A 23,922-nucleotide genomic window follows, 5' to 3' on the forward strand; every position below is an offset into this window, starting at 1 on the left:
AAAAAATCTGTAAAAAAGCTTGTTGAATTATGATTTTTTCTGTTTGCTGTGCGTGATTCTCACAGCAAAATGAGACGTTATGCTGAATTTATGGATTCATTTCGGGATGTAGCCCCATCTATGAGATCATTAAAATATAAAAATTTTGTACAAAGCTGGCAGAAAAACCAAGGATTCTCTATCTGTTGTTCTGACATAGCACTTCTCTTGTTTTTTTGAAGAAACTTTTTTATCGCAGTTAACGCTTGTATATTCCCCATCTTAACAAAAATAAATATGTATATTACTATATAAATATTTTTATTCTGAAATTAATATTCTATATTTTTGAAAAGATACACCTCTTATAAGGAGGAGCAGCTAATCAAAAAAGGAGAAAATAGAATAAGATTTAGGATAAAAAGTAGGTCGTTCCATCCTGTTTGATATAAAATATCATATCTCCATAAGTTATCTCCCAGTCAGGATAATATGGAGAGTTACCCAGATACTTTAGTTTTATAGATAAACGTGTTGGTTCTGGATCAAAACCATTTTCTTCTAAAAAGTGATACGCTCGCATACGTGCATCAAATTCGTTGATGGGAAGATACGTCATTAGCTGGCTAGTCCATGTTGCTTCTTTGAAGTGGCCATCAACTGCATCAATCAGGATAACGACCATGGTTGCGTCGTTTGTAGAGTACTGCTTTTTGGATTCGCGATTTTCTTTAGCATATGTTATCTCTTTAATAAATGGAACTGCATAATACGCATTTCCCTGTGTACTATGAATATACAGAGGCGATCCTGGTTTTGTTTGTTGGAAGATCTGTGCAAATTCTTGATCATAGGGAAGTAGTTGTTCAGATACTCCGAGAAGTGCTGCTCGGACAACCCAGTCATTTGCTACTCGTTTAATAAAATCCGGTAGTTTATTTTGCTGTTTTCCCTGCAGAACAGCAAGAAATCTTTGTTGTTCAGCTGTAAATCGTTTCGGTGACTCAGTCAAGTGAAGAACCATTGACTGATCATCAAGTGGTGGTTCGCAGATGGCGACGTATTTTCCATGATAGGTATCGTTCGAAGATACTGGAAGATAATACGTCTGGATCCATTCGTTTATAGTTTTATAGGTATTTGCTCCGATGCCTGTCGGCAGAGGATCATTCACCCAGAATCCATAAATGGTAAGTTCACTTGGGAGAGGATAGGTATATCGATCGGTATGAATACCCCGAACTGCCATCCAGTTGCGATAATCTCCATATGCTGGTACCAGAGCTGGGACATGCAGTGGATGTCCTGGTTTTGAGCCGCCGTAGGTGCCGATAGTGTAGTTGATCCAAGTGCAGATTTGTTTGAGCATGATGTTTTGATCATTATTTGCGTATTTGTTGAAGTTGTATCCATAGGTGGTGTAGGGGAGGGGGCGGTAGGTTTGGAGGAGTTTCCATACTGCATTGGCGTCAAGGTAGGGTGTAGTTTGGTCAGTGTTGTTTGCGTGTCCTATGGTATAGAGCCATTGTTGATCTGAAAATGTTAATGGTGGTTCACTAGGGTTCTCTGTTTGGTTCCACCACATGTAATTAAGGGTCATTTGGGCAACTGCCGGCCCGCACATTTTATTAAAATCAGGTCCTTCTGCTTGGTACATCGGATATTCTTTTATATCAAGATAAAATTCATTGAGGATGAGATCAACGCTGACGATACCAGCATCGATTTCACTTTGAATGATCGTGTGCTCGGTTACATTTATCCAATGAACTGAATCCTTACAGATAAATCGAAGTGTATCTCCACTAGCTACATCAGTAGCCAATCCCATATTGAGAATAAGCGTATATTCGTTGTTATTAAGACCTCCAATGGTTGGCGTCCATTCTGTAGTGGTATTTAAATTCCGAATGAAGAGCACAGGGTTTTGTTGTGGGGTGGTTCCATCACGTTTAAAGACGTATCCGTGGATAGTAATGGTTTGATCTAGTGTTTGTACACAGCTTGGTGGTCCAAATGAAGTCTCGATAGAGTCCATATTTCGTGCTTTTACTGAATAACAGTAATTCGTAAGTTCTTTTAAATTCTGGAGTGTTAGTATCCCCCATTCTTCATCGGTTCTCCAGACCGCGAAAGTACTTGGGTTCCCTAGGGCATCAACATATTTCCCATTCCAGAATGGATCAGACAGCGATGAACATTGAATAGCAAATTGAGTTTGAATCGGATTGGCATTGGGAATCACATCAAGTTTTACCGTATGAGACGTTACATCACTAAGAATCGGGGCAGCAGGAACATTTGCCAAGGTTACCTTACCAGTTGTTGGACTATATGCTGTTTCTATTGCGTTTTGATTCCGTGCTTTCACCCGGAATTCGTAGAGTGTGTTTGGAGCTAGCCCAAGTGCAGTATCTGTCGTTGTTTGTATCCATTCATTGATCCCCCCATCACCACCAGGAGTGGTGGAGTCAAAAAACACTCCAGAAGATCCGACATTTAAATTTGTTAGAGTTCCTGTTGCCATAAGAGCGATTGAGTTGCTGGTGACTGTTCTAAAACTGATCCCGGCAGGTGTTTCAATATACGTTGCCGTCGTTGCCGGGGTTGAGAAGCTGCCCTCATTGGGTTGGCTAGCACTGTCACGAGCTTTTGTTTGATACGTATATGCAGTGTTTGCCACAAGACCGGTATCAGTATACGTCGTGCTCGTTTGCCAGCTGCTATCGGTGCCACCAGAGCCTCCTGAAACAAAATCAAAGAAGTATTGCACCGGAGGTGTACCATCGGTTGCTGTGGTTGCAGTCATGGTTATTGCAGAGGTGCTGAGTGGCGCGGGTGGAGAAGCCCAGGTCAATGGATTTGGTGTCGGTGGAGACGTGTCCGCTTGTACAACCGTGGCAGTTCCTTCATAGGGGAGATAGTTTTGTTTGGTCACGGTGACATACATAGTTCCGGGTGTGCTGGGATTTGGAGCAAAGGTGTAATCCCCATTTGAATCCGCGGTTGCAGTCATGTACACCTCATTTCCCTTCCAGAGACAGATGTATGCAGAGGGAACGTTGGTATCTACAAGAAACGTGGATGTTCCTGTTGGTAAGGTACTTGGATGAGAGACAGTAATGGATGACGGCGTTGCAGTCCATATCGGCATCGCTGGTTCTCCTAACAGGTTGAACTCCCATTCGCAATGCCGTTTCACGTTCTGATCTGGGCTAGAGGTTGAGAATTGGTGTTTTGCATAAATGATTGTTTCACCGAGAATATATTTATTTTGAGAGAAAAGCCCGTAGTACCAATCTCGAACAAGTTGTCCTGATAACGCTGCCGGCTGTCCTTGGTAATAATACCCAAGGCGAGTATTTCCATTGAATGCAAGCCCTGCTTTCATAGTGTTATACGTTACCCAATGTTCTGAGAAACAATCAGTATAATCCACGTAGTTGACAAGACAGGCAAGAGTGGAGACAATCGACATCTTATTCGTGTTCGTGAGTGCATCAATATTAGAACTATATAGTCCCCATCCATGATTGGTATACCCAGTACCCCACCAGCCATCATTCCCGTGATCTGCATGGGCGACAAGATGCTGACCTGCATTAAGGTAGTCTGTTACTGCGGTTTGATGATTCCCAGTGTAGCTATCATACACTTTGTTTTTTGTAAACTGTGCTGGGATATATCCAGCGATTGTCTCCATTAAAGATTCACAATGGGTCTGAGAATCAACATCAAAGCCGAAGAGACCGACCTTAAGAATATAATCGGTCATTGGTGGAGTCTTTTCATAGAATAAGATTTTATTGATGAACCGATTGACGCTGGTTGATCCCTCAGCGGTGACTCTACCGACAAAAACGTCATGAACCCAGTTATCATTAAAATCTGAATAGTACTGATCACTGGGTGTACTCGCATATTGAGGATATGACGGATCGGAATACCAAGTTTGGTATTGCATAGGAACTGTAGAAGGCTGTCCTGCCATCAGAAAATACATGGTTCCCCAGGTGTTATACGCATCAATGACAAAGTTGCGGATCTTCTGCTGATTGGTTGATCCAGTATAATTTGCATAAATACTCTCAGTCGTAACGATGATGTCTTTGAGCCCCCGCTTTGTATGCCATTCGGCAAGCGGAACCCAATACGAAGCTTGCGCATTCGAAGTGATGATCACATGCGCATATGGTCCACCAGATGGCAATGCCTGGGTTTGAGGATGACCCAGTGGTGCTTCTTGTAATTTAACATCTTCAGGATTAATCACCATATCTTTAATCATGTTTTCATAAGTTTTCCTGCCATTTTCAGAGACACTTCTCGACAGGTAAGAGTCACAAATGTATCCATCAAAACCGCTAATTGAAAATGTTAGAGAAGTATACAATGTGAGTTTCTTTTTAGCAGGGATATACTGCAACGGATGCAAATCAATAACTGCGATTCCCTGGCCAGCGAGATCTGTTTGATCAATAAAACTAACTATCTGTGATGGATACGGTTGATTTGATTTGTACACCGTCTGATCTGGTTCAACAAATGCCGATGTATCACAAGAACCGTCAGTTCGTCGTGGAGGTTGTGCTGGAAAAATAGTGTATGCTCCTTTAAGGTCTACACAGGAAGTATCAATAATGTGTACGTCGGTAGCAAGCATACCTGCAGGTAACGCTACTTTTATCTCTTTTGCAGGTAGCAGTGGTTTTCCAATTTCTGTAAAAAAAGTAGCATCGCTTAATGTTATAATGTCGTAGTCCATAATTTTGCTAATCTGCAGATCTTTTTCAGAAAAGGTTATTGTGAATGTTAGTTGAAAAGGATTAGGCGTTGTTGTTTTTTCTTGCTTTATACTAGATTGGACTGGTTGCATAGTAGAAACCAAAAAAAATACCAAACTAGCTATCGCTATTATCTTTAAATTATTTTTTTTCAGTATTTCTCATACCCCCTTAAAACGTTGTAGTACATATGTTACTTATTATTTATAGTTAACGCATATTACTTTTGTTATCAGGTACATAGGTTCTATAATGCTACTTAACATTATTTTAATTATCATTTTGTAAAAATTAATTTCACTTGAAAAATTCCTAATGGGCTCTCTTCTACTGTGTTTCATCTAGCAAATTAGGAGAAGATTTAAATTATAGGATGTGTATTACCTGGTGGAGGTATGTTAAATGGCCTATAACCATCAAGGATGGACATTATATACACGAGATGTGAATTTGAAAGGCGGACGACGACAAACAATCTATTTCTTTAGCAAAAAATCACCAAAAAGTGGTAAGCCCTGCGATTTACCAAATGGATACGCTGTTGGTGTTAACAAAAGAACAGGTCTTCCATACTTAAAAAAGAAATAATCAAAAATCAATTATTTCTTTTTTTCTTTTTTTTAATTTTTAGAATTTTTTAATTTGGTTAATATGTTCTCAGTACACATTTTCAGAAGATAGAAGAATGAGTTTATGATGGATACCAATTTGCCATTATTCTGCTACTACCTTGAATTTTTACGAGATGTTTCAGAATCCTTTTAGTTATGATTTTTTCTCATTTTGATATTTTGTCAGGATAGCTTTATATACAGATAACCATAGAATGTATCTAGTTAACATTTATCACGATATGTGGTCGTGAAATGCAATGAAACGAAAGTATCTTGGCTTTGCACTATTCTTGATTATCCTTGGAGTAAGTATAGAAATAACAATCTATGCTCAAGCAGAAAAAAATACTACAACTAGAGTAGTCGTTGGCAAAACTTCAGAATATCTGTATCAGAGCATCCAAGATGCAATCAACTATGCACCACCAGGATCAACGATTTACATCTCCTCAGGAATCTACAATGAAGCACTAATGATTACGAAGCCACTTACAATTATTGGAGAAAACAAAGATAATACCATTCTTGCTTCAACATCAGAAAAAAATTCCTATGCCTTGCAGGTAACAGCTAACACTGTCGTGATTAATCAACTTTCTATAACAAACCAAGGAACCGGACTGTATGCCACTGGAATCAAAATAACAGGTTCACATACACTTCTTGAACATTGCTCTTTCTATAACACACCTATCGGAATAGCTTTGTGGAGTTCAGATAATATTATCAGATCCTGTTCGTTTCAAAATTGCTCAGATGAAGGAATAGCTCTTCTCGGAAGTAACATTCAGCCTGTTACCAATAATCAGATACTAAATTGTGTTTTTATCAATAATTGCGATGGCATTGAACTCCAACATTCATTCAATACATATATATCAACATGTAGCTTTTTGATGAACACTCATGCAGGTATCGATTGTATTGGTACAGGAAATTCTAAAATAACAATCAACCAATGTATCTTCACCGAAAATCCTGTATTTGGTATCTATCTCTCAGGTTCATCTTATTGTGAAATCATATCATGTAGTTTTAAACAAAGCAATCTAAAGATTATTCGATCATTCAATACAATGATCTCCGCATGTACTTTTGATAAAGAACCAGAAACTTGCGAATCTGTTACTATGATGCATTGTACCTATTATGGCGAACCAAAATCAACTTTACCTGAGCAAAATTCAAAAAATTCTTTTGGATATCAGGAGAAAATTAACCAGTATTCATCACGACTGCCGTCAAAAATTATGTCAAAAATAAAAACTTTTATTCAAAGTATTCGTATTCGTTTACAACGTGTAACTATTTAATAGAAACAAGAGTTCAAAGTTGTCATAGCTCAGTTATTTTTCAAGTGGTATATCTACGTACCTCATATATGACGGATGTACACCATCTTCATATATTTTTTATTTCCCAAAAACCACCATCATGCAATTTTACAAAGTAACTATTTCCAAAAAAAGATAGTTAACGTTGTCCATTCAGGCGAAAAATCGAAGCAAAACTATATAAATAGTTAAACTTATAATTCTAGTACGATATCAATCAAGGAATAATCTTAAGAATTTCAGATTGCTGCTCACCACGTTTTTTGAAATTTTTATTTTTGTTCTCTACCTAATCATAAACATTCTTTGTGGTTAAACTGATATCTATTCAAACAAAAACAATTAACAATAACTTGGTGAAAAAAATGAATTGTGAAGAAACACAACTCTCAGAAATACTCATCCAACAAATGAAAAAACAAGGCTTCGAAGAACTGACAGCAATTCAAGAAAAATGCATCCCAGAAATTCTGCGAGGGCGAGACCTTGTTGGTCAAGCTGAAACCGGTTCTGGAAAGACGTTAGCTTTTAGCCTCCCCATACTTAATAATATACGAATTCGACAAGGAATACAAGCATTAATTCTCACCCCGACAAGAGAGCTTTGTGTCCAAGTAAGTACTGTTCTTGCAGAGTTTGGGAAAAAAATGGATATACACATTACAAGCATTTTTGGTGGCGTGAATATCGGCCCGCAAATTCAAAATCTCAGAACTTCTGAAATCGTTGTTGGAACACCTGGAAGAATCCTTGATCATGTCCGCAGAAAAACGATTGACCTCTCAAAAATAAATATTCTTGTTCTTGATGAAACCGATAAAATGTTCGAAATGGGATTCATTGACGATGTTGAAGAGATTATTAAATGGATTCCGAATCATCACCAAACACTCATGTTCAGTGCAACACTTTCCTCTGAAATACAAAGAATTATTCATCAGCATCTTCAACATCCATGTATTGTCAGAACACGGTCATACGTCGACCATCGTAAGTTGAAGCAGATTTATTATGACATTTATCCACAGAATAACAAATTTTCATTACTTGTTCATTTGTTAAAAAATAATACTTCTGGTCTTGCAATCGTTTTTTGTAGTACTCGCCGTGAATCCGATGTCGTTGCAAAAAACCTTCGTCATCATGGAATTAAAGTTTCAAAAATTCATGGTGGTATGGGCCAACAAAAACGGTTGCAATCCCTCACAGCTCTAAAAAATGAAAACGTTGATGTTCTTGTTGCAACAGACGTGGCCGCCCGAGGTCTGGACATCAAAAACGTGACGCACATCTATAATTATGATGTTCCAAAAACTGCAACAGAGTACGTCCATCGTATCGGGAGGACTGCACGCGCCGGTGCTTATGGATCTGCTATCACGTTGCTAACTGAAAGAGATTACGATAATTTTCGGAGAATTCAAAGCGACATCGATTTGAATATTGAACGAGCTGAGCTTCCTGATTTTAGAAAGGTTTCTTTCATCCGACAATTCGAAAAACAATTCTACTCTTCGGTGCAACGTCGTTCTTGTATACAATAACTTAAATTCTACTTCTTCGTAGTTTCAGCAGAACAAAAAGAAAAAAAGAAGGGTTGTATTATTTTTGTATAAAGAAAATCAGGATTAAAAGTCCTTCGACGTCGAGTGTTACCTGAGGAGCGTTTGCTGCTTCAGCGGTTGCATGGATGATTACCTTCCCAAGACCAATGAGCAGCAATCGTGTGTGAATACTATCGCCCGGAGATAATTCAGCAATACTTCCCTCATAGTGTTTTACCGGAGAAAACATGCTTTGGACATCAACGTTCCATGTAACGTCATAAGCAGGAACCGTGCCAATATTTTGAATAGTTAACGTTGGGAATATAATTCCATGGAGACTCATGTGTAGGGATGTAGCTTGGAGTCCATAGGTTCTAAAACACATATCCCAGGTGATATCATCGCTGTTAATTGGAGTATAAAAATTTTCTTTTTGAAGGTCAAATGCTGCTGACTGATTACTCCAATTATTTCCATCAAGCGATACCCATGCGCAACCTTGTTGGTATGATGCCGAATCGTTATTAGCCGCCCAAATATACCAGTTATCAGAAGTATTCTGTGTTGAACAGACAATATAATATGTTCTACTGATGTTTACCCAGAGATCAGGGATGTCAAATTCGACCCAAGAGAAATTTTGGGTTGGTATATCAACAGCATTAACGTTCGATTCAGCTAGATTTTCTCCTGAAAGTGCATCTCGAATAGCAACGTGGTAGGGGTAGGTCGTCGTCGTATTTTTTCCGATATATAGCTCTACTCGAGTGAGTATCTCTTTCTGAGGGATAAATGACTGCGCAACTTGAACATTAAAGGATACCTCGCCTAGGGATAATGTTCCAACTGGTACCAGAACACCAGGGATATAGGTTTCTTGTTTTTGATCAACTTCATCAGGATATTTGAGAGTTGGCTGAAGTTGCGGTTTTATCTGAATTGTTCGGTTTCCAAAAACAGGATATACTACTGCACAAAACAGCATACCCATTATTACTACTACAAGGATTTTTTTCATTTTTTCCTCCCTCTTTAAAACTTTCTTTATATCTATGAATCATCATATAGTATATAAATCATTGTAATGAAAATGATTTATTTTTTTATATACTAGTTAAAAATACCTTAAAAAAAATTTACAACACTTTTTATTCTTATTCATTACGATTTCGTTTAGCAATATTTTTTTTATAAAAGTTGAATAACTCTGTATCAATTGCATGCCATTGCATTGGCTGACGTGCCTGAAGATCACCATGGATTGGTATATCCCAAATTGATCTCTGTTGAGACATACCTATTTCTGATCCATAATAGACAATTATCGGCTGACCAAGTGAACATTGAAATTCAAATGCTTGTTTCAATTTTTCTTTGTCGTTGCCAACGGTAAAAAGAAACCGGTCCATATCATGATTATCAAGAAATGTTGGTAAGTAAAAATTTTTTGGGAATTGTTGATAATGACGTTGTAGTCTTTTAATAAAATATTTTTTGGGTATCTGACCGGTAAAAAAATGTTTGGTTAATTCTTGAAAACGAAAATCGAGAACCCCGTCAAGAACGTCGACATATTCTTGGAACAAACTATCAGATGCTGATCCTAAAAACCATTTCATATATCTATTGCGTACACGAAGTGTTTTCAACTCCTTTCTACGAATACCCATCATCCATGCCTCACCGATAAGAACAGCTGCAGGAAACTGTTGTTTGATTGTGCCTCTGAATTCTTTCCAAAAAGAACGAGCAGGCCCGATGACGTGATCCAAACGAAAACCATCAAATCCACATCGCAACCAATATACTGCAGCATCAATGACATGTTTCTTTGCTTGCGGATTATCTAGGTTCAACTTCGGAAGATCTTGAATGCTTAAAAAACAGAGATATTCATCAGGCCATTTGGAGAAATAGAACCAGTCTTGATATTCACTGTTCTTATGTATGTATGCATGCTGAAAAAAAGGATGTTCTCGGGAACAGTGGTTTGGAACAAAATCAGCGATAATATACATATGTCGATTGTGAATTTCTCGAATTAATTGTTTGATATCCTCAAGAGTTCCGAAATGGGAGTCAACCTGATAAAAATCTGTAATATGATAGCCATGGTACGCTGAGGTTTTATAAAACGGTGAAATCCACACAGTGTTGACACCAAGATTTTCTAAATAATCTAACTTTTTAACAATGCCCTGTAGAGTGCCACCAATAAAGACAGGTTGGTGTGCATGTTCCGGTGAGTGATATCCTGCAAACCGATCAATAAGGATATGATAAATAGTACTTTTTTGAAACCATTCAACTCCTTGCATCTCAAATTACGTAACAAGCGATCTCTTTTTACTTTTATCATTTATTACTCGTTATCATTCTCACCAGTTGGTTTTATATGTAGAACTCCCATATCTACATGCTTTGTAGAATACTATGCCAATAGCTACATCACTACATCATATCGCCCTACAATATTCAAATCGCTCACAAGCAGATATCTTTTTCATAGAGATCCTCAATCTGCGAAAGGTGAAACATTTTAATTTATCGCCTGAACTTTCTGATATGATTTTTGGTATTGCAAAACCTGTTGAAGTTGACGTTTATGGTAATGACGTACTATCTATTGAAGTTTTTTTTATAGAAAATCAACGACAACCGAATGATTTTACACATGTGTGTATTACTGTCAGTGATCGTGCTACGTTTATTCGACGGTGTGAACAGCATCATTTAACGCCGTTTACTGTTCAAAAGGACGGTAAAGAATACCTGTTTGTCCGTGATTTTTCCGGTAATCTTTTTGAAGTTAAAGTAACAAAATAGAACTCTTTTCTAGATATCGATACGTATCGGTATGATAACTGTCGTAAGACCTTTCCACTGGAGACGACGCTGGATTGCAAATGCGGTCTCATTGTGGAATAACTTATGCAGAATGGTTTCATGGCGGAATACTAATTTGCTTGAAAAAAATGTTGCAGAAGGAAATTCTTTTGCTATTTCTTCACAGAGTTTGCTGGCTGTCTCGACAACATCGGTTCCGACATCCATACGGTAATCAGCAGGATACCCAAGTTTTCGTGCAAGATTGACATATTTTTGCAATGATATTTGTACTGATTCTTGAAGTGCTTCAAGCTCTTCTATTCCCTTAAACGTACCTGAATTTATCTCTGCAACTGAAACAAAAATGATATTTTTATAGAGATTTGGAAAGTTTCTAATTAAGGATAAAAAGGTGTTTACTCCAAACCCTGTATAGCCATTTACAAATAATACCGCCGTTCTTTTTTTTGGATTGATCTGTTTTTTTGTTGGTGTACCGACCAGATGAAGATTTGATAATACAAGCACATCATCAAATTTCTTCATCGCTTTCTGGATTTTGTCATAATGCCGGCGGATGAAGTAACAGATGATAATAACACAAGACGTAATTGCCAACGTAAACGGCGCAAGGAGGCGATCATGGATGTCAAACCGTTCTGTTTCATAGGATGTTTTTTCATACATGGTGGTCATGAGAATGGTAAAACATACAATAAATCCAACAAGAAAAATAAAGAAATGCCGTTTCCAATTTTTCTTTTTTTTCCGTTCTTTATATGAAAGTTTTGTCATACCCAACTGCGATAATGAAAACGTGAGAAATACATTGATTGAATACATGATCACAAGTTTGTCAATCTGTCCATCAGTAAAAATCATGAGAAGCAACGCCGCACCACCCATAACAAGTACACCATTCCTCATTGTCAACTGTTCGGAAAGTGCAGCAAATTTTCTGGGAAGCCACGAGTCGGTCGCCATATTCGCCATAACACGAGGGCCACCAATAAAACCAGTTTGTGATGCAACAAGAAGAAGTAATCCTTCTGAAAAAATAATGATAAATGCAATAATATCTCCATACGGCCAACTTCTAAATAAGGTTGTTGCAAGGACAGCATTTAATGTTTGACCTTCCCGTGGCTGGATATTTAAGAAATAATAACATAACAATAATGAACCTGCGACAATTGCTAGTGATAAAGCCATATACATCATAGTTCTTTTAGCGGTCTTTACTTTTGGTTCACGCATGATTGGAATACCGTTAGATACAGCCTCAATTCCGGTATACGTTCCACTTCCAAAAGAAAACGCTCGTAAAAAAATCGCGAAAACCCCAAGAAAACCAATCGTCGCAACACTTTGCTGAAGTTCAGTATTTATCGTCGTTAGATGCGTTCCGACAATATGTACATTACTCAATATCCCATAGCCCAAGAGAAGAATATGTGTCATAATAAAAAGAATGAAGATGGGAGCGAGAATTGTTATCGATTCTTTTATTCCTCGAATATTGAGAAGTATTAAAATAAGAATGAGGATTATTTTAAACAGTAATCGATAGGATTGAAGTTCAGGGGGTAAAAAACTAAAAATTGCATCGCCACACGCTGCAATTGAAACCGTAATCGTAAGTACATAATCTACAAGCAGAGCAGAACCAGAAATCACTCCAGCGTTTTTCCCCAAGGTATGTGTCGCAACAACATATCCACCACCACCATGAGGAAATCGTTCGATAATTTTTGAATATGTATACGAAATAATAAAAACAGTGAGGGCAGTTACAAGCGCTAGAAAAACTGCTAGATACACTGCTTGCTCAGTTATCAGCACGCGGTATGCTTCTTCTGGTCCGTAGGACGATGATGAAAGGCCATCTGCACCAAGTCCTATCCACGAGAGTAGAGCTATTAACGATATTTTATGAAAGATGTTTGGATCACGAAGATTGCGAGGATATCCTAGTATTTTTCTCTTTAGTTTATTGAAAAAATAAGATAACCCTGCTGTCTCTTCCATACTTCCATCTTTTTGTAAATTTTAACGTCTTTTTTGAAGGGTAATTAAACCGTTTCTTATTTATAAATTTGTAGTTTTGATTCTCGGATATAAAATAACTTATTACAGATTATTTATTGAAAAAATAGATATTTTTTAAATATATTACGCATCAGAAAGTACGTATAAACAAGACTGATAAAACAGATCAATCTCAGAGGCCAGATTCTATTTTTATGCTTACGTAAAAACATATAAAATCATACAAAAACGTAAATATTTTGATGCATAAGTCTTATTTCAAGAAAAAACAATAGTATATCAAAATTAGGCGGTACATATGAATTTTTATCAGTGGAATAACGTTGAGCTCGCTTGAAACTTCGGGCACTATGTTTTTAATTATATTTTTGAAAAATCTATAACGGTTTGGTAAGAATAGTATTTTAAAAATGAAGTGCTAGTTCCTCAAGATTTAACGAATGTCTGATACTCTCATTTTACTTTTCTGAAGCTTAACTAGAGTATCAACAGCTAATCTGAATAGGGAAGTTATAAGAGAAAAGATCATGACAATACACCATAACGTAATATCATAGAAGGGTTGTGTATTAAAAAGAATATTAAACCAGGGCACATAAACTATCGCCACAATCATGATCAACGTGACAACAAAAAACAGTTTTAGAAGTTTATTTGAGGATCTGAATTTTTCTCGTATCGAACCATCGCGTAGAAAGAAGATATAAATTTGGGGTGAAATAAGTGTAATGACAAATGAACCAGTTCTCGCAAGGATATCATCACCTGTTAGGGTAAATATAAGTATGTATCCTAGACATATTGCAATACCAAAAATAATCCCATCAAGAATCATATGCACACGATCAGAGATAGAAAATATTGGTTCAGAGAGTTTTGATGGTTTTTGTTTCATGATGTCTCCGCTTGTTTGATCTGTGCTGATAGCAACAGCAGGTATACTTTCCATGACAACATTTGACCATAATATCTGTAATGCTAAAAGAGGAGTATTGAATCCAAGTATCGGATTGAGCAAAAGTCCTGTAACTTTGCCAAGGTTATTCGTAAGAAGATAACGAACAAGTTTTTTGAGATTTCGATACACTGTTCTCCCTTCTTGGATGCCCTTTAAAATTGTCGAAAAATCATCATCAGTTAGAATTGCATCTGAAGCTTCTTGAGCGACTTGTGATCCTGCCCGTCCCATTGCAATCCCGACATCTGCTTTTTTCAATGCAGGGGCATCATTAACACCATCACCAGTCATAGCAACAATATGGTTTTTTTCTTTTAGTTTTTGAACAATTCTAAGTTTATCAAGCGGACTTACCCGACAGTATACTCGTATATTTTCGACGGTTTCTGAAAATTGTTCTTCGGTCATTTGTTCAAGCTCATTTCCGTCAATCACCTGATAAAAATCTTCTGCTATTCCAACATGTTCTGCGATGGAAAAACCAGTTTTTTTACTGTCTCCGGTAATCATAACAACGTTAATATGAGCACGTTTTGCTTCTTCAATGGTTTTTTTTACCTCATCTTTTGGTGGATCATAGATAATAAGTACTCCTAAAAAGGTAAAGCCTTTGAGGTTGTGAATGTCAATTGACTCAGTATTCGTTAAAGTTTTTTTTGCAAAGGCAATCAATCTAAAACCTTTTTCAGAGCGCGTTGTAAGATGCTTGTGTATCGTAGTTCGAAGATCAGAAGTGAGAGGGGATTTTTCTCCGTTTAGATACAATGAATCGCTGAAGGAGAGAATTTTTTCTGGTGCTCCTTTAATATAGATCTCTTTTTTTTGTTTTGAAAGTGTTATCACTGAAAGTGAAAACATTAAATCAGATGAAAACGGTACACACTGTTCGACTTGATAGGAATCGAAATAGCTTGGTTTAAAACCAGCTATGATTCCAGCTTTGATAAGTGCTGTTTCTGTAGGATCACCAATTTCTTGTTCGATAGTTCCATCTTTTTCTACTACTTGGGCGGTTGAACATTTTACCGATATGAGAAAGATATCATGAAAAACGTCTGATTGCCCTTCAGTTATTAGTTTAAATATGTCACTAGTAGTATAAAATTGAGTATTGATATAGTATTCTTTTACCGTCATATTATGCTGTGTTATTGTCCCTGTTTTATCCGTGCAGATATAATCTACATTTCCAAGAGTTTCAACAGAAGATAACTTTTTAATTATGACTGAATTCTTTGCGAGGCGTTCAACTGCAAGTGATAATGCAATCGTGATTGAAGCAGGTAAACCTTCTGGAAAAACAGCAACCATAATGCTAACTCCAACAAGAATGATCGGAACTACAGTCTGTTGAGAAAGTTGATCAATGTTACCGAGTCGTAGTATATTAATGATGATAACGAGGAATGCTGAAAGAAACGCCAAAGCAACAAGAAATTTAATTTCTTGTTTAAGTTTTTTTTGCAATGGTGTTTTCTCAAGATCATCTTCTTGTATTTTTTCAGCAATTTTTCCAATTTCTGTTGAGTGTCCTGTGTTGACTATCAATACTTTTCCGGTTCCATCAAGAATCTTACTTCCAGCAAAAACAATATTTTTCATCTCATAATGTTTTAACCCTAAAGAATTAAGTTCTTCTGCATTTTTTCTGATGGGCTCACTTTCACCGGTAAGATGTGCTTCATTGACAAGAAGGTTATGAGCTTGGATAATTCGTCCATCAGCAGGAACAATATCTCCTGCATCCAAAATAACAATATCCCCTGGAACAATGAAACGAGAAGCAATGAGTTCAATTTTTCCGTCTCGAAGTACTTTGGATTGCGGTGATAACATTTTTTTTAACGCGTCAACCTCTTTTTCAGCTTTTTTGTCTTGATAAAGACTGATAATAGTATTAATCCCAACGACACCGAGTATTGCTACAGCTTCAAGATAATCTCCGATGAGAAAAGATAAACCTGAAGCAATGAGAAGGATGAGTGCCATTGGTTCAAGCAATGCTTTGATTATTTTTTCTAGGATTGTCTCTTTTTGTTTTTCAGGTATTTCATTTAAGCCGTATTGGAACTGCCGCTGTTTTACTTCATCTTGAGATAACCCCTCGCCTGATGAATTTAATTTTTGAATTGCTTTGTGGCTATCGATAGAATAGAACTCTTCTAAGTTCATGAATAACCTCTGGGAAACACAACAACATATAGATCCGCTAATTCAATTAAGCATTTTAAGTTTTTTAAACAAGAACCTGTGAATGTTCGACTAACAAAACAACATATTTCGTATTTCTACATTATGTCGTGTATATGCTTGTGCATATCTACATACCATAAAGCTATTTATGGTACGATGACATAACATTTGTCCCTTATCTTTAAGGAGTGGGATGCAGGTGGTAACTCATAGAAGTTCAAAATATTCTCATGCTCACCCTGTGTATCCTAATTCTGAAGTAGTATAAAAGTAAAAAACTCTGCGAGGACTGAAGAATGCTGTTTGAAATAGCAATCGTGCTTATTGTTGCAAAATTATTTAGCTTGCTTTTTGAAAAGATCAAACAGCCTGGAGTTCTCGGAGAAATTATTGCAGGAATTATTCTTGGTCCATGCCTCTTTGGAGCTCTAACAGGGGTAAGTGTTGAATTATTTGGAACTAAAATTTATACGTTTGGTTTGCAGATTACATCACCGGAGTTTAAAGAATTAGCATTTATCGGCATCATTTTTTTGTTGTTTATTGTTGGATTACAAACAGATACAAGAGAGTTAAAAAAGAACGGAAAAGCAGGGATATATATTGCTATTTTCAGTCTCTTAATCTCGTTTATTTTTGGATATATTGTTGGCATGGCGTTTACTCAAAATCTGCTCCAAAGTATTGCAATTGCTGTAATTTTTATAGCGACATCAATTACTCTAACAATCCGTCTGTTTTCTGAGTTACAACTCCTCTCCTCACGAGTTGGATTCGCAGTTCACACCGCTGATATCCTCAATGATATTATTGTCATTTTCTTTTTATCATTATTAATGGGAGAAGGTAATTCTGTGGTATTCCTATTAAAAATTACAATATTTTTTGTAATAACATTATGTGCAGGATTCTTAATTATTCATTTTGCTGCAAAAAGAAATACATCCCGCCGTTCACCAATCCTAATTCTAACAGTCAGTCTTATTGTCTGCTTCTTGTTCGCTGCTTTTGCTGAAAACATGGGTATCGCGGGTATAATCGGTGCTTTTTTTGCAGGTTTGATTTTACGGAGAACACCGCAAGTAAGGATGATCATTGATCAGATTGAAATGATTGGCCATACCTTTTTCACACCATTGTACTTTGTTTGGGTTGGTGCGAGTTTAAATTTTATCTATTTCTTTTATTATTTTGAAAAGGATTTGATGGTATGGTTGTTTATCAGCTCAATTGTCTTTTTTGGTTTGATAAGTAAATTTATTGGGAGTTATATTGGTGCTCGTTTTGCAGGTTTTAACAGAACAGATTCAAAACTCGTCGGTATTGGTATGATGCCGCGTTTAGGAATTGTTCTGATATTAGTAACAACTGAAGTTGATCGTGGTTTTTTTGGAAGTCCCAGTGGTCCTCTCGCTCAGCAAATTTTGTTAGCAACTCTCCTTTTAATCATTGTAAGTACTTTTTTAACACCAGTTATTCTGAAAAGAAGTTTGATTCCGCATTATATTAGACATATGAAGAAAAACATACAAAAGAAAAAAACCGTTGCTAGACCTTGTTGTCTTTCATTGCGGATTCGAAATATGAAGCGTATTCCTTTTTCAAAACAGAATTTATAAAAAGAACATGTTTGATATCCATTACTAATGAAGCAGCTGTTGGCAAATCTTGGTTTTTTAAATCAGATGGCTGGGATTTTTATTATTCTGCCGATTCTTGTTTCTTTTATTTATAATGAATTAACTTCGACCATTGCATTATTTATCGCTGCGATTACTTTTCTTTCATTAGGTTTTCTGCTGAATGCGTTATGTGAACGAAAAGAGTTATCGTTTCAAGAATCATCAAGCCTTATCGTTCTTGCGTTTGTTTTTCTATCACTCATCGGATCGATACCATATATGTATGTAAATATATCAAGTGGAACTATTGCTCAAAATATTACTGATAGCATTTTTGAGTCAGCATCTGGTTTTACCACAACAGGTTTTTCAATTATTTCTGACCTATCGGCATTACCAAAATCACTTATTTTTTATCGGGCATTGACCCAATTTATTGGCGGTATTGGTATTGTTCTTATCTTGCTAGCCTTTTTTTATCCTGATGCAAAGCTTCATGATTTCGCTCGTAGTCTTGGTTTTACAAAGAATCAGAAAATTAAAAAAACATTTTTAGTCATTCTTATATTTTATATCTCCTATTGTTTAGTCATGATTGGTCTGGGCGTTATTTTTGGGGTCCATGATCTCATAACTCTGATCTCATTTATCTTTTCTGCATTAAGTACCGGGGGTTTTGCACCGCTGAATGATATCACCGAAGTTATAACCAACTCACCACTCTATGGAATTTTAATAGTAAGTATGTTTTTAGGAGCAGCTAATTTCTTAGTTGTTGCAGGTCTTTTTAAAAAACAAGTAAAAAAATTTTTTAAATCAGAAGTTAGTTTTTATTTACTGTTAATTATAAGCTGTATTATTATTACTTCATTGTTTTTCAAATTGTCATTGTCTGACTCAGCATTTCATATTATGAGTGTGATGACAACTACCGGTTTTAGTTATCTTTCTATTTCTAATTTTTCAGAGAGTTTCAAACTCTTTCTTGTTGTTCTCATGTTTATTGGCGGTACAAGTCTTTCTACTGCAGGGGGTATCAAAATTTTTAGAATCGTTCTCTTTTTTAAGGTTTTACGAAAAACAGTTGCAGAGAGTATCACAAAAAAAGATACTACGCTTATGGTATTCGGTAAAGAATATTCAAACAAGGATATTATACAGTCCCTTGTGATAATTCTATTAATGGGTGTCACCGTTGTTTGCTCTGCGATTCTCGTTAGTGGGTATGGTTTTTCTGTCGTTGATTCATTGTTTGAAACAACTTCTGCTGTTGCAACAACTGGTTTGAGTGTTGGAATTGTTGGTCCTACTCTTGCTTCAGAGTTGAAATGGCTTTTTATTGTTCTTATGATTCTTGGTCGTGTTGAGATTTTTTCTTTTCTGATCATGTTGTCGAGGAAAAAAACTCAACTTCATACAAATGAGGCTAAATAAAAATTTTTAAAAGATATCTAGATATTTCTCGTCCTATTTTTCTTTAGTAAGTTGTGATGTTAGAAGCGTTGGTAAGATACAGAGACTTGCTGCTAATGATAACAGTATTAATACAATAACAACAATACTAAATTGATGGAGAACAGGAATATTAACAAAAAAGGTTGAAAGAAGCGCGGAAATCGTGGTTGTTCCTGCACCAAGTAATGACAAACCTGTAGTTTCAAGTGTTGTTTGCACTGCCATTGATTTGCTCAAACCCTTTGAAAGTTCTTCTCGAACCCTGTTGACTGTTTGGATGCTATAATCAATCCCTGTACCAATCATAATCGATGCAATCGTGATGTTTACCACCGAAAGAGGTATATCAAGAATGACCAGTGCTGCCGGCTCCCAGGATAAAATAAAAAGAACGGGAAGAAGTGCAATAAATCCAAGTACAGATGAGTTATATGCGATGATCAGCGCTGCTAAGACAAACAGGAGTGCGGTAAATAGTGATTGTATTTGCGATCCTGCAAGCTGCCGGTTTAGTTGGACGTTAACAACGTCTTGGCCAGTGATTGGTGAAACCTTTCCATTATAGGGTAGTGTTGTTTGTGCTGCTATCTGGTTGACTTCATCAACATATTTTTCAAGTTGTTCTACACTGAGTCCAACTGGAAATGTAACTAGAACTATTGTTTTTGAATAACGTTCATCAACAAATCCTTTTTTTGCTACTTTGTCAACAATAATTTCATACAGATTTGTGATATTTGCAAGTTTTTCAATAATGATATTGCGATCAAGGATCTCGCTTATTTTTTTTATTTCGTCAGCTATCGAATAAGCTGTTGCACCCGTTTTTCTTATTTCATTTTCCATCTGGTATATTGCTTCAAGTGTTTGTGGATCTGTCAAGCCATCTGGATCCGTTTGGATAAGCAACGCATTAAAGTTTGTCCCCCCACCAAAATTTCGAGAATATTCAAGAAGTTTTTCGACTTCAGGTATTCCTTTTGGTGCCATGTCAAAATAATTTACATCGGTGGTGACCTGAGGTAAAATTATTAAGGAAATTACAGCAAAGAAACAAGCAACGACAAAAAGACGTCTTCGATACTCTACGACAAACGAGGAGAACCGTTTCCATCGATAGCTTTTTTCCTGATGTTCAAACTTTAAGATAAGGCACAGACAAGGTACAAGAATGACTGATGAAACAAGGCAAAAGAGAATTCCGATCGCACAGGTAAATCCAAAGGTAACCATCGGTGGTATCGATGAGGTCATTAATGAACCGAAACCAATCATCGTGGTGAATGCACACATGAACACCGCTTTGCCGGTTTGGCTTAGAGTTCGTTCAACACGATCAATTTTTTCTGTTATACGATGTTCCTCCGCGAATCTGTTTGCAAGATATATTGCATAATCAATTCCTAATCCTAGGAGTAAAGCGGCAACAGCGATTGACAAAATCGTCAATTGGGGTTGAATCAAACCAAGGATACCAAAGGTTAGGAGAAGAGCATATGCTAGTGGAAGGAAACCAATAATTAAACCTTTCAATGTTCGGTGAAAAATAAAAAGGTTGATACTGACAAATAATGCTGCGAGAGGAAAAACAATTTGTAATGATTGGAGGGTTTGACGTCGCATTGCTTCCTGCATTGCAATTGTGCCGGTTATCGTCATATCTGAATATCGTGCTTCCCGTTGGATTACAGATTTTATATGGTTGAGAACCTGGGTATAATCTGCCCTGTCGGCAAGTTGGAATATAATGACCGTCACGTTGTAGGTATCAGTATAAAGGATTCCCTTTGTTTCTTGGAGCAATGGACGTGCCATATATCGAGAGATGAGGGTTGGGTCATCAGGAATTTCTTTCTTTCCAGTTCCTCCGAGATCCCCCGGTAGATTTGGTTTTGCATTTTCGTCTTTAATTAATGTAGTAATACTGTTTACCGAAAAAATTCCATCTTGCTCCCCGCGATCGAGATCGTATTTGTTAATTTTTGTAATAACGCGATCTATCTCTTTGAGGACAAATGGATCTCGTATATCATCTGCCTCTACATAGATAATGATCGTTGATCCAATTTGAAATTCGTCGTATATCTTTAAGAGAAGTTGTACAGTTGGATCGTTTTCTGGTAAAAAGGAGACGAGATCTGATTGCATATAGACATTTTGAATATTATATCCTATAGCAATAACAATAATGGTATACACTAAGAGAACTGTTTTCGGCCGTTTAACGATGAGAGTTGCAAGTTTTCGTGCTATCATATTTATTCAACTTTATTAGTTATAATTTGTATTTGGACGTAAGCTGATTTTTCTGCGCATCTATCAATGCGATATATTTTATTTAATCGTTGTTCGAGTTCTTTAATTCGTCGTTGAAGCAGCCGTCGAGGCGGTATTGGCTGGTAAAAGTACGGATTTTTTCCGATTGAGTCGTTTTTAATTTTTGTTCGGGTTATCATTTTTTTATTATACATTTTCGATAGTAATTCTCGGACAGTACTTGGATGAAGTTTAGTTCCTTTGATAATTTCCTCACTTAATGCACCATTTTTTTTCAATAAAAAAATATAGATACGTGCTTCTGCTCTAGATTTTAATAACTCAAAGACTGCAAGTTCTGTAGTTTTATCGATAAGACTCTTTGACCGCAGCATCCCTGTGCACCAATTTATTTTGTTTTTTATATAAAAATATGTTGTTTTGCTTGTTTATATAATTTGCTATTATATCGTCTCGGAGACGATAAAATATTTTATCGGATTAAAAACGATAAAAATCATTTATTTTCCTTCATATGTTAGGACAAGTATCTATTAATAGAAAAAAGCATATACCTTCTTTAACAGCTATGCGCAATACGATTCAATGTGGATCATATATTCTTGATTTCAAAAAAACGGTACTTATGGGCATCATCAATGTAACTCCTGATTCTTTTTATCATGCTACCAGAACACAATCAATTGAGGAGGCAGTAGCATATGCACAGAAAATGATACAGGAAGGAGCTGATATCATCGATGTCGGTGCCGAAAGTACACGACCTGGTTCTGACCCAATATCAGTTGACGAAGAATTATCTCGCATTATTCCCGTCGTTAAAAGACTTGTTGAAGAATGTTCTGTTCCCATTTCAGTTGACACGTATAAACCAAAAGTCGCTGAATCTTGCCTAAAAGTAGGTGCTCACATAATTAATGACATCACTGGATTGACAAATAGTGACATGAGAAAGGTTGTTGCTCAATATGACGTTCCAGTAGTTCTTATGCATATGCAGGGAACTCCGAAAAATATGCAGCAAAACCCAGTGTATACTGACGTTGTTGCTGAAATTAAATTATTTTTTATGAAACAAATTGAAAAAGCGCAGAGTTCAGGAATACAGAAAATTATACTTGATCCCGGGATTGGTTTTGGAAAAACTGTTACTCATAATCTTAATATTCTCAAAAGACTACAAGAATTTCAAGATCTTGGATTCCCTATTCTTGTTGGTCCTTCCCGTAAATCGTTTATTGGAACAATTACAGGTTTACCCGTAGAACAACGGTTAGAAGGAACAATCGCAGCTGTTGTTATTGCATGTATGCATGGCGCTCATATTGTTCGGGTGCATGATATTGCAGCGTGTAAGCATGCAGTTCAAATTGTTGATGCTCTACGAGGTGTATAAGAGAATGGTACAGGTTTATCTTGGACTCGGATCAAACATAGGTGATAAGGAAAAAAACATACAAAAAGCAATACGCTCCATAAGAGAACTCTACTCAATAACAAAGATTTCAAAACTGTATCATACCGAGCCGGTAGGATATAAACAGCAGGATTGGTTTCTAAATTGCGCAGTTGAGATTGAAACAGATGTACATCCAGAAATTATTTTGGCATCTCTCCAGATGATTGAGAAAAAAATCGGTCGAACAGAGACTCGAGTAAATGGTCCTCGAACTATTGATATCGATCTATTATTCTACGGCGACAAAAGTATGAATCGGGTTAATCTTACGATTCCTCATCCTAGACTTCATGAGCGTCGTTTTGTTTTACAACCACTGCTTGATCTGAATCCTGGTTTTCGACATCCAATTCTAAAAAAGACGATTCGAGAGCTTTACGATAACTTATCCGCACCGGAACAGGTTCAACTATACAAAGAGAGCTTTTTATAATACCATTTTATATAGGACGTATCAATGATTTCCTTGAGGTTTGTTTAGCATGCGGCTTTGTCGAGAGTTTTATTTTGATGCAGCACATTTTATCCCAAATTATAAAGGGAAATGCGAACAACCCCATGGTCATACCTATAAATTAGAGGTGGTTCTTGAGGGTAATGTACAGCGAGACGGCATGGTTGTCGATTTCTGCATCGTGAAAAAGATTGTTGAATCTGAAATAATCGAAAAACTAGACCATCAAAACCTTAATGACATCATCGATACTCCGACTGCTGAACGTATTGCCGAATGGATTTTTTCACGCCTAGAAAACAAACTTCCTGTGTATTCAATTAAACTTTGGGAAGGCAGTAGTAAATGGGTAGAAAAAATACGATGAG

16 protein-coding genes are annotated in these 23,922 nt (G+C 36.6%); 9 read left to right on the top strand and 7 right to left on the bottom strand.

Features of this window, described 5'->3' with window-relative positions:
• Positions 1-391: 391 nt before the first annotated feature.
• Complete coding sequence (locus QXL17_02965; protein ID MEM4258097.1) at positions 392-4,744, bottom strand: C25 family cysteine peptidase; 4,353 nt, start codon at positions 4,742-4,744, stop codon at positions 392-394.
• Positions 4,745-5,165: 421 nt separating this feature from the next.
• Here QXL17_02965 and QXL17_02970 point away from each other — a divergent pair, with 421 nt between their 5' ends.
• The 3 genes from QXL17_02970 (at position 5,166) to QXL17_02980 (ending at position 8,255) form a co-directional block, all read left to right on the top strand.
• Positions 5,166-5,351, top strand: coding sequence for a hypothetical protein (locus tag QXL17_02970; GenBank protein ID MEM4258098.1), 186 nt, complete (start codon positions 5,166-5,168; stop codon positions 5,349-5,351).
• Positions 5,352-5,634: 283 nt separating this feature from the next.
• Positions 5,635-6,690 carry a right-handed parallel beta-helix repeat-containing protein gene (locus tag QXL17_02975; protein ID MEM4258099.1) on the top strand — a complete coding sequence of 352 codons (1,056 nt, stop codon included), beginning with the start codon at positions 5,635-5,637 and terminating at the stop codon, positions 6,688-6,690.
• Positions 6,691-7,076: 386 nt separating this feature from the next.
• Positions 7,077-8,255: a DEAD/DEAH box helicase gene (locus QXL17_02980; protein ID MEM4258100.1), complete on the top strand. Its 1,179-nt coding sequence runs from the start codon at positions 7,077-7,079 to the stop codon at positions 8,253-8,255.
• 58 nt (positions 8,256-8,313) lie between these two features.
• On the opposite strand, the gene QXL17_02985 is transcribed toward QXL17_02980, so the two are convergent.
• Positions 8,314-9,276 (bottom strand): hypothetical protein, encoded by a 963-nt coding sequence (locus QXL17_02985; protein ID MEM4258101.1) that lies wholly within the window; start codon positions 9,274-9,276, stop codon positions 8,314-8,316.
• A 136-nt stretch (positions 9,277-9,412) separates the two neighbouring features.
• The gene (locus tag QXL17_02990; GenBank protein MEM4258102.1) at positions 9,413-10,576 is read right to left on the bottom strand and encodes an alpha-amylase family glycosyl hydrolase; all 1,164 of its coding nucleotides are present in this window, start codon (positions 10,574-10,576) and stop codon (positions 9,413-9,415) included.
• A gap of 115 nt (positions 10,577-10,691) precedes the next feature.
• Between QXL17_02990 and QXL17_02995 the strand changes: the two genes are divergently transcribed.
• On the top strand, positions 10,692-11,084 hold the full coding sequence (locus QXL17_02995; GenBank protein MEM4258103.1) for a hypothetical protein: 393 nt from the start codon (positions 10,692-10,694) through the stop codon (positions 11,082-11,084).
• A gap of 9 nt (positions 11,085-11,093) precedes the next feature.
• On the opposite strand, the gene QXL17_03000 is transcribed toward QXL17_02995, so the two are convergent.
• Together QXL17_03000 and QXL17_03005 are read right to left on the bottom strand one after the other, a co-directional pair.
• Positions 11,094-13,115 carry an APC family permease gene (locus tag QXL17_03000; GenBank protein MEM4258104.1) on the bottom strand — a complete coding sequence of 674 codons (2,022 nt, stop codon included), beginning with the start codon at positions 13,113-13,115 and terminating at the stop codon, positions 11,094-11,096.
• Between the two features lie 454 nt (positions 13,116-13,569).
• The gene (locus QXL17_03005; GenBank protein ID MEM4258105.1) at positions 13,570-16,266 is read right to left on the bottom strand and encodes a cation-translocating P-type ATPase; all 2,697 of its coding nucleotides are present in this window, start codon (positions 16,264-16,266) and stop codon (positions 13,570-13,572) included.
• A 317-nt stretch (positions 16,267-16,583) separates the two neighbouring features.
• On the opposite strand from QXL17_03005, the gene QXL17_03010 reads away from it, so the two are divergent.
• Positions 16,584-17,906, top strand: coding sequence for a cation:proton antiporter (locus QXL17_03010; protein ID MEM4258106.1), 1,323 nt, complete (start codon positions 16,584-16,586; stop codon positions 17,904-17,906).
• Positions 17,907-17,933: 27 nt separating this feature from the next.
• Positions 17,934-19,343, top strand: a complete 1,410-nt coding sequence (locus QXL17_03015; GenBank protein ID MEM4258107.1) for a potassium transporter TrkG — start codon at positions 17,934-17,936, stop codon at positions 19,341-19,343.
• A 33-nt stretch (positions 19,344-19,376) separates the two neighbouring features.
• Here the strand turns inward: QXL17_03015 and QXL17_03020 are convergent, their stop codons facing one another.
• Positions 19,377-21,620: an MMPL family transporter gene (locus tag QXL17_03020; protein MEM4258108.1), complete on the bottom strand. Its 2,244-nt coding sequence runs from the start codon at positions 21,618-21,620 to the stop codon at positions 19,377-19,379.
• Positions 21,621-21,622: 2 nt separating this feature from the next.
• Entirely contained in the window at positions 21,623-22,015 is a 393-nt protein-coding gene (locus QXL17_03025) for a helix-turn-helix domain-containing protein (GenBank protein ID MEM4258109.1), read from the bottom strand.
• 194 nt (positions 22,016-22,209) lie between these two features.
• On the opposite strand from QXL17_03025, the gene folP reads away from it, so the two are divergent.
• Genes folP through queD form a run of 3 tightly spaced genes read left to right on the top strand, consistent with a single transcriptional unit; the run spans position 22,210 to position 23,921 of the window.
• Complete coding sequence (gene folP, locus QXL17_03030) at positions 22,210-23,037, top strand: dihydropteroate synthase (protein ID MEM4258110.1); 828 nt, start codon at positions 22,210-22,212, stop codon at positions 23,035-23,037.
• A gap of 4 nt (positions 23,038-23,041) precedes the next feature.
• Positions 23,042-23,533, top strand: coding sequence for a 2-amino-4-hydroxy-6-hydroxymethyldihydropteridine diphosphokinase (gene folK, locus QXL17_03035; protein ID MEM4258111.1), 492 nt, complete (start codon positions 23,042-23,044; stop codon positions 23,531-23,533).
• 49 nt (positions 23,534-23,582) lie between these two features.
• The gene (gene queD, locus QXL17_03040) at positions 23,583-23,921 is read left to right on the top strand and encodes a 6-carboxytetrahydropterin synthase QueD (protein MEM4258112.1); all 339 of its coding nucleotides are present in this window, start codon (positions 23,583-23,585) and stop codon (positions 23,919-23,921) included.
• Position 23,922 lies beyond the last annotated feature (1 nt).

It is taken from the genome of Candidatus Thermoplasmatota archaeon (assembly GCA_038884455.1).
In the GTDB taxonomy this organism is placed as follows: Archaea; Thermoplasmatota; E2; order DHVEG-1; family DHVEG-1; genus JAWABU01.

Bases quoted from the DNA above. Each gene is read 5' to 3' on its own strand.
- folK (MEM4258111.1), top strand. From the start codon at position 23,042: ATGGTACAGGTTTATCTTGGACTCGGATCAAACATAGGTGATAAGGAA.
- QXL17_02965 (MEM4258097.1), bottom strand. From the start codon at position 4,744: ATGGACTACGACATTATAACATTAAGCGATGCTACTTTTTTTACAGAA.
- QXL17_02980 (MEM4258100.1), top strand. From the start codon at position 7,077: ATGAATTGTGAAGAAACACAACTCTCAGAAATACTCATCCAACAAATG.
- QXL17_02995 (MEM4258103.1), top strand. From the start codon at position 10,692: ATGCCAATAGCTACATCACTACATCATATCGCCCTACAATATTCAAAT.
- QXL17_02975 (MEM4258099.1), top strand. From the start codon at position 5,635: ATGAAACGAAAGTATCTTGGCTTTGCACTATTCTTGATTATCCTTGGA.
- QXL17_02990 (MEM4258102.1), bottom strand. From the start codon at position 10,576: ATGCAAGGAGTTGAATGGTTTCAAAAAAGTACTATTTATCATATCCTT.
- QXL17_03015 (MEM4258107.1), top strand. From the start codon at position 17,934: ATGAAGCAGCTGTTGGCAAATCTTGGTTTTTTAAATCAGATGGCTGGG.
- QXL17_03010 (MEM4258106.1), top strand. From the start codon at position 16,584: ATGCTGTTTGAAATAGCAATCGTGCTTATTGTTGCAAAATTATTTAGC.
- QXL17_02970 (MEM4258098.1), top strand. From the start codon at position 5,166: ATGGCCTATAACCATCAAGGATGGACATTATATACACGAGATGTGAAT.
- queD (MEM4258112.1), top strand. From the start codon at position 23,583: ATGCGGCTTTGTCGAGAGTTTTATTTTGATGCAGCACATTTTATCCCA.
- QXL17_02985 (MEM4258101.1), bottom strand. From the start codon at position 9,276: ATGAAAAAAATCCTTGTAGTAGTAATAATGGGTATGCTGTTTTGTGCA.
- folP (MEM4258110.1), top strand. From the start codon at position 22,210: ATGCGCAATACGATTCAATGTGGATCATATATTCTTGATTTCAAAAAA.
- QXL17_03020 (MEM4258108.1), bottom strand. From the start codon at position 21,620: ATGATAGCACGAAAACTTGCAACTCTCATCGTTAAACGGCCGAAAACA.
- QXL17_03025 (MEM4258109.1), bottom strand. From the start codon at position 22,015: ATGCTGCGGTCAAAGAGTCTTATCGATAAAACTACAGAACTTGCAGTC.
- QXL17_03000 (MEM4258104.1), bottom strand. From the start codon at position 13,115: ATGGAAGAGACAGCAGGGTTATCTTATTTTTTCAATAAACTAAAGAGA.
- QXL17_03005 (MEM4258105.1), bottom strand. From the start codon at position 16,266: ATGAACTTAGAAGAGTTCTATTCTATCGATAGCCACAAAGCAATTCAA.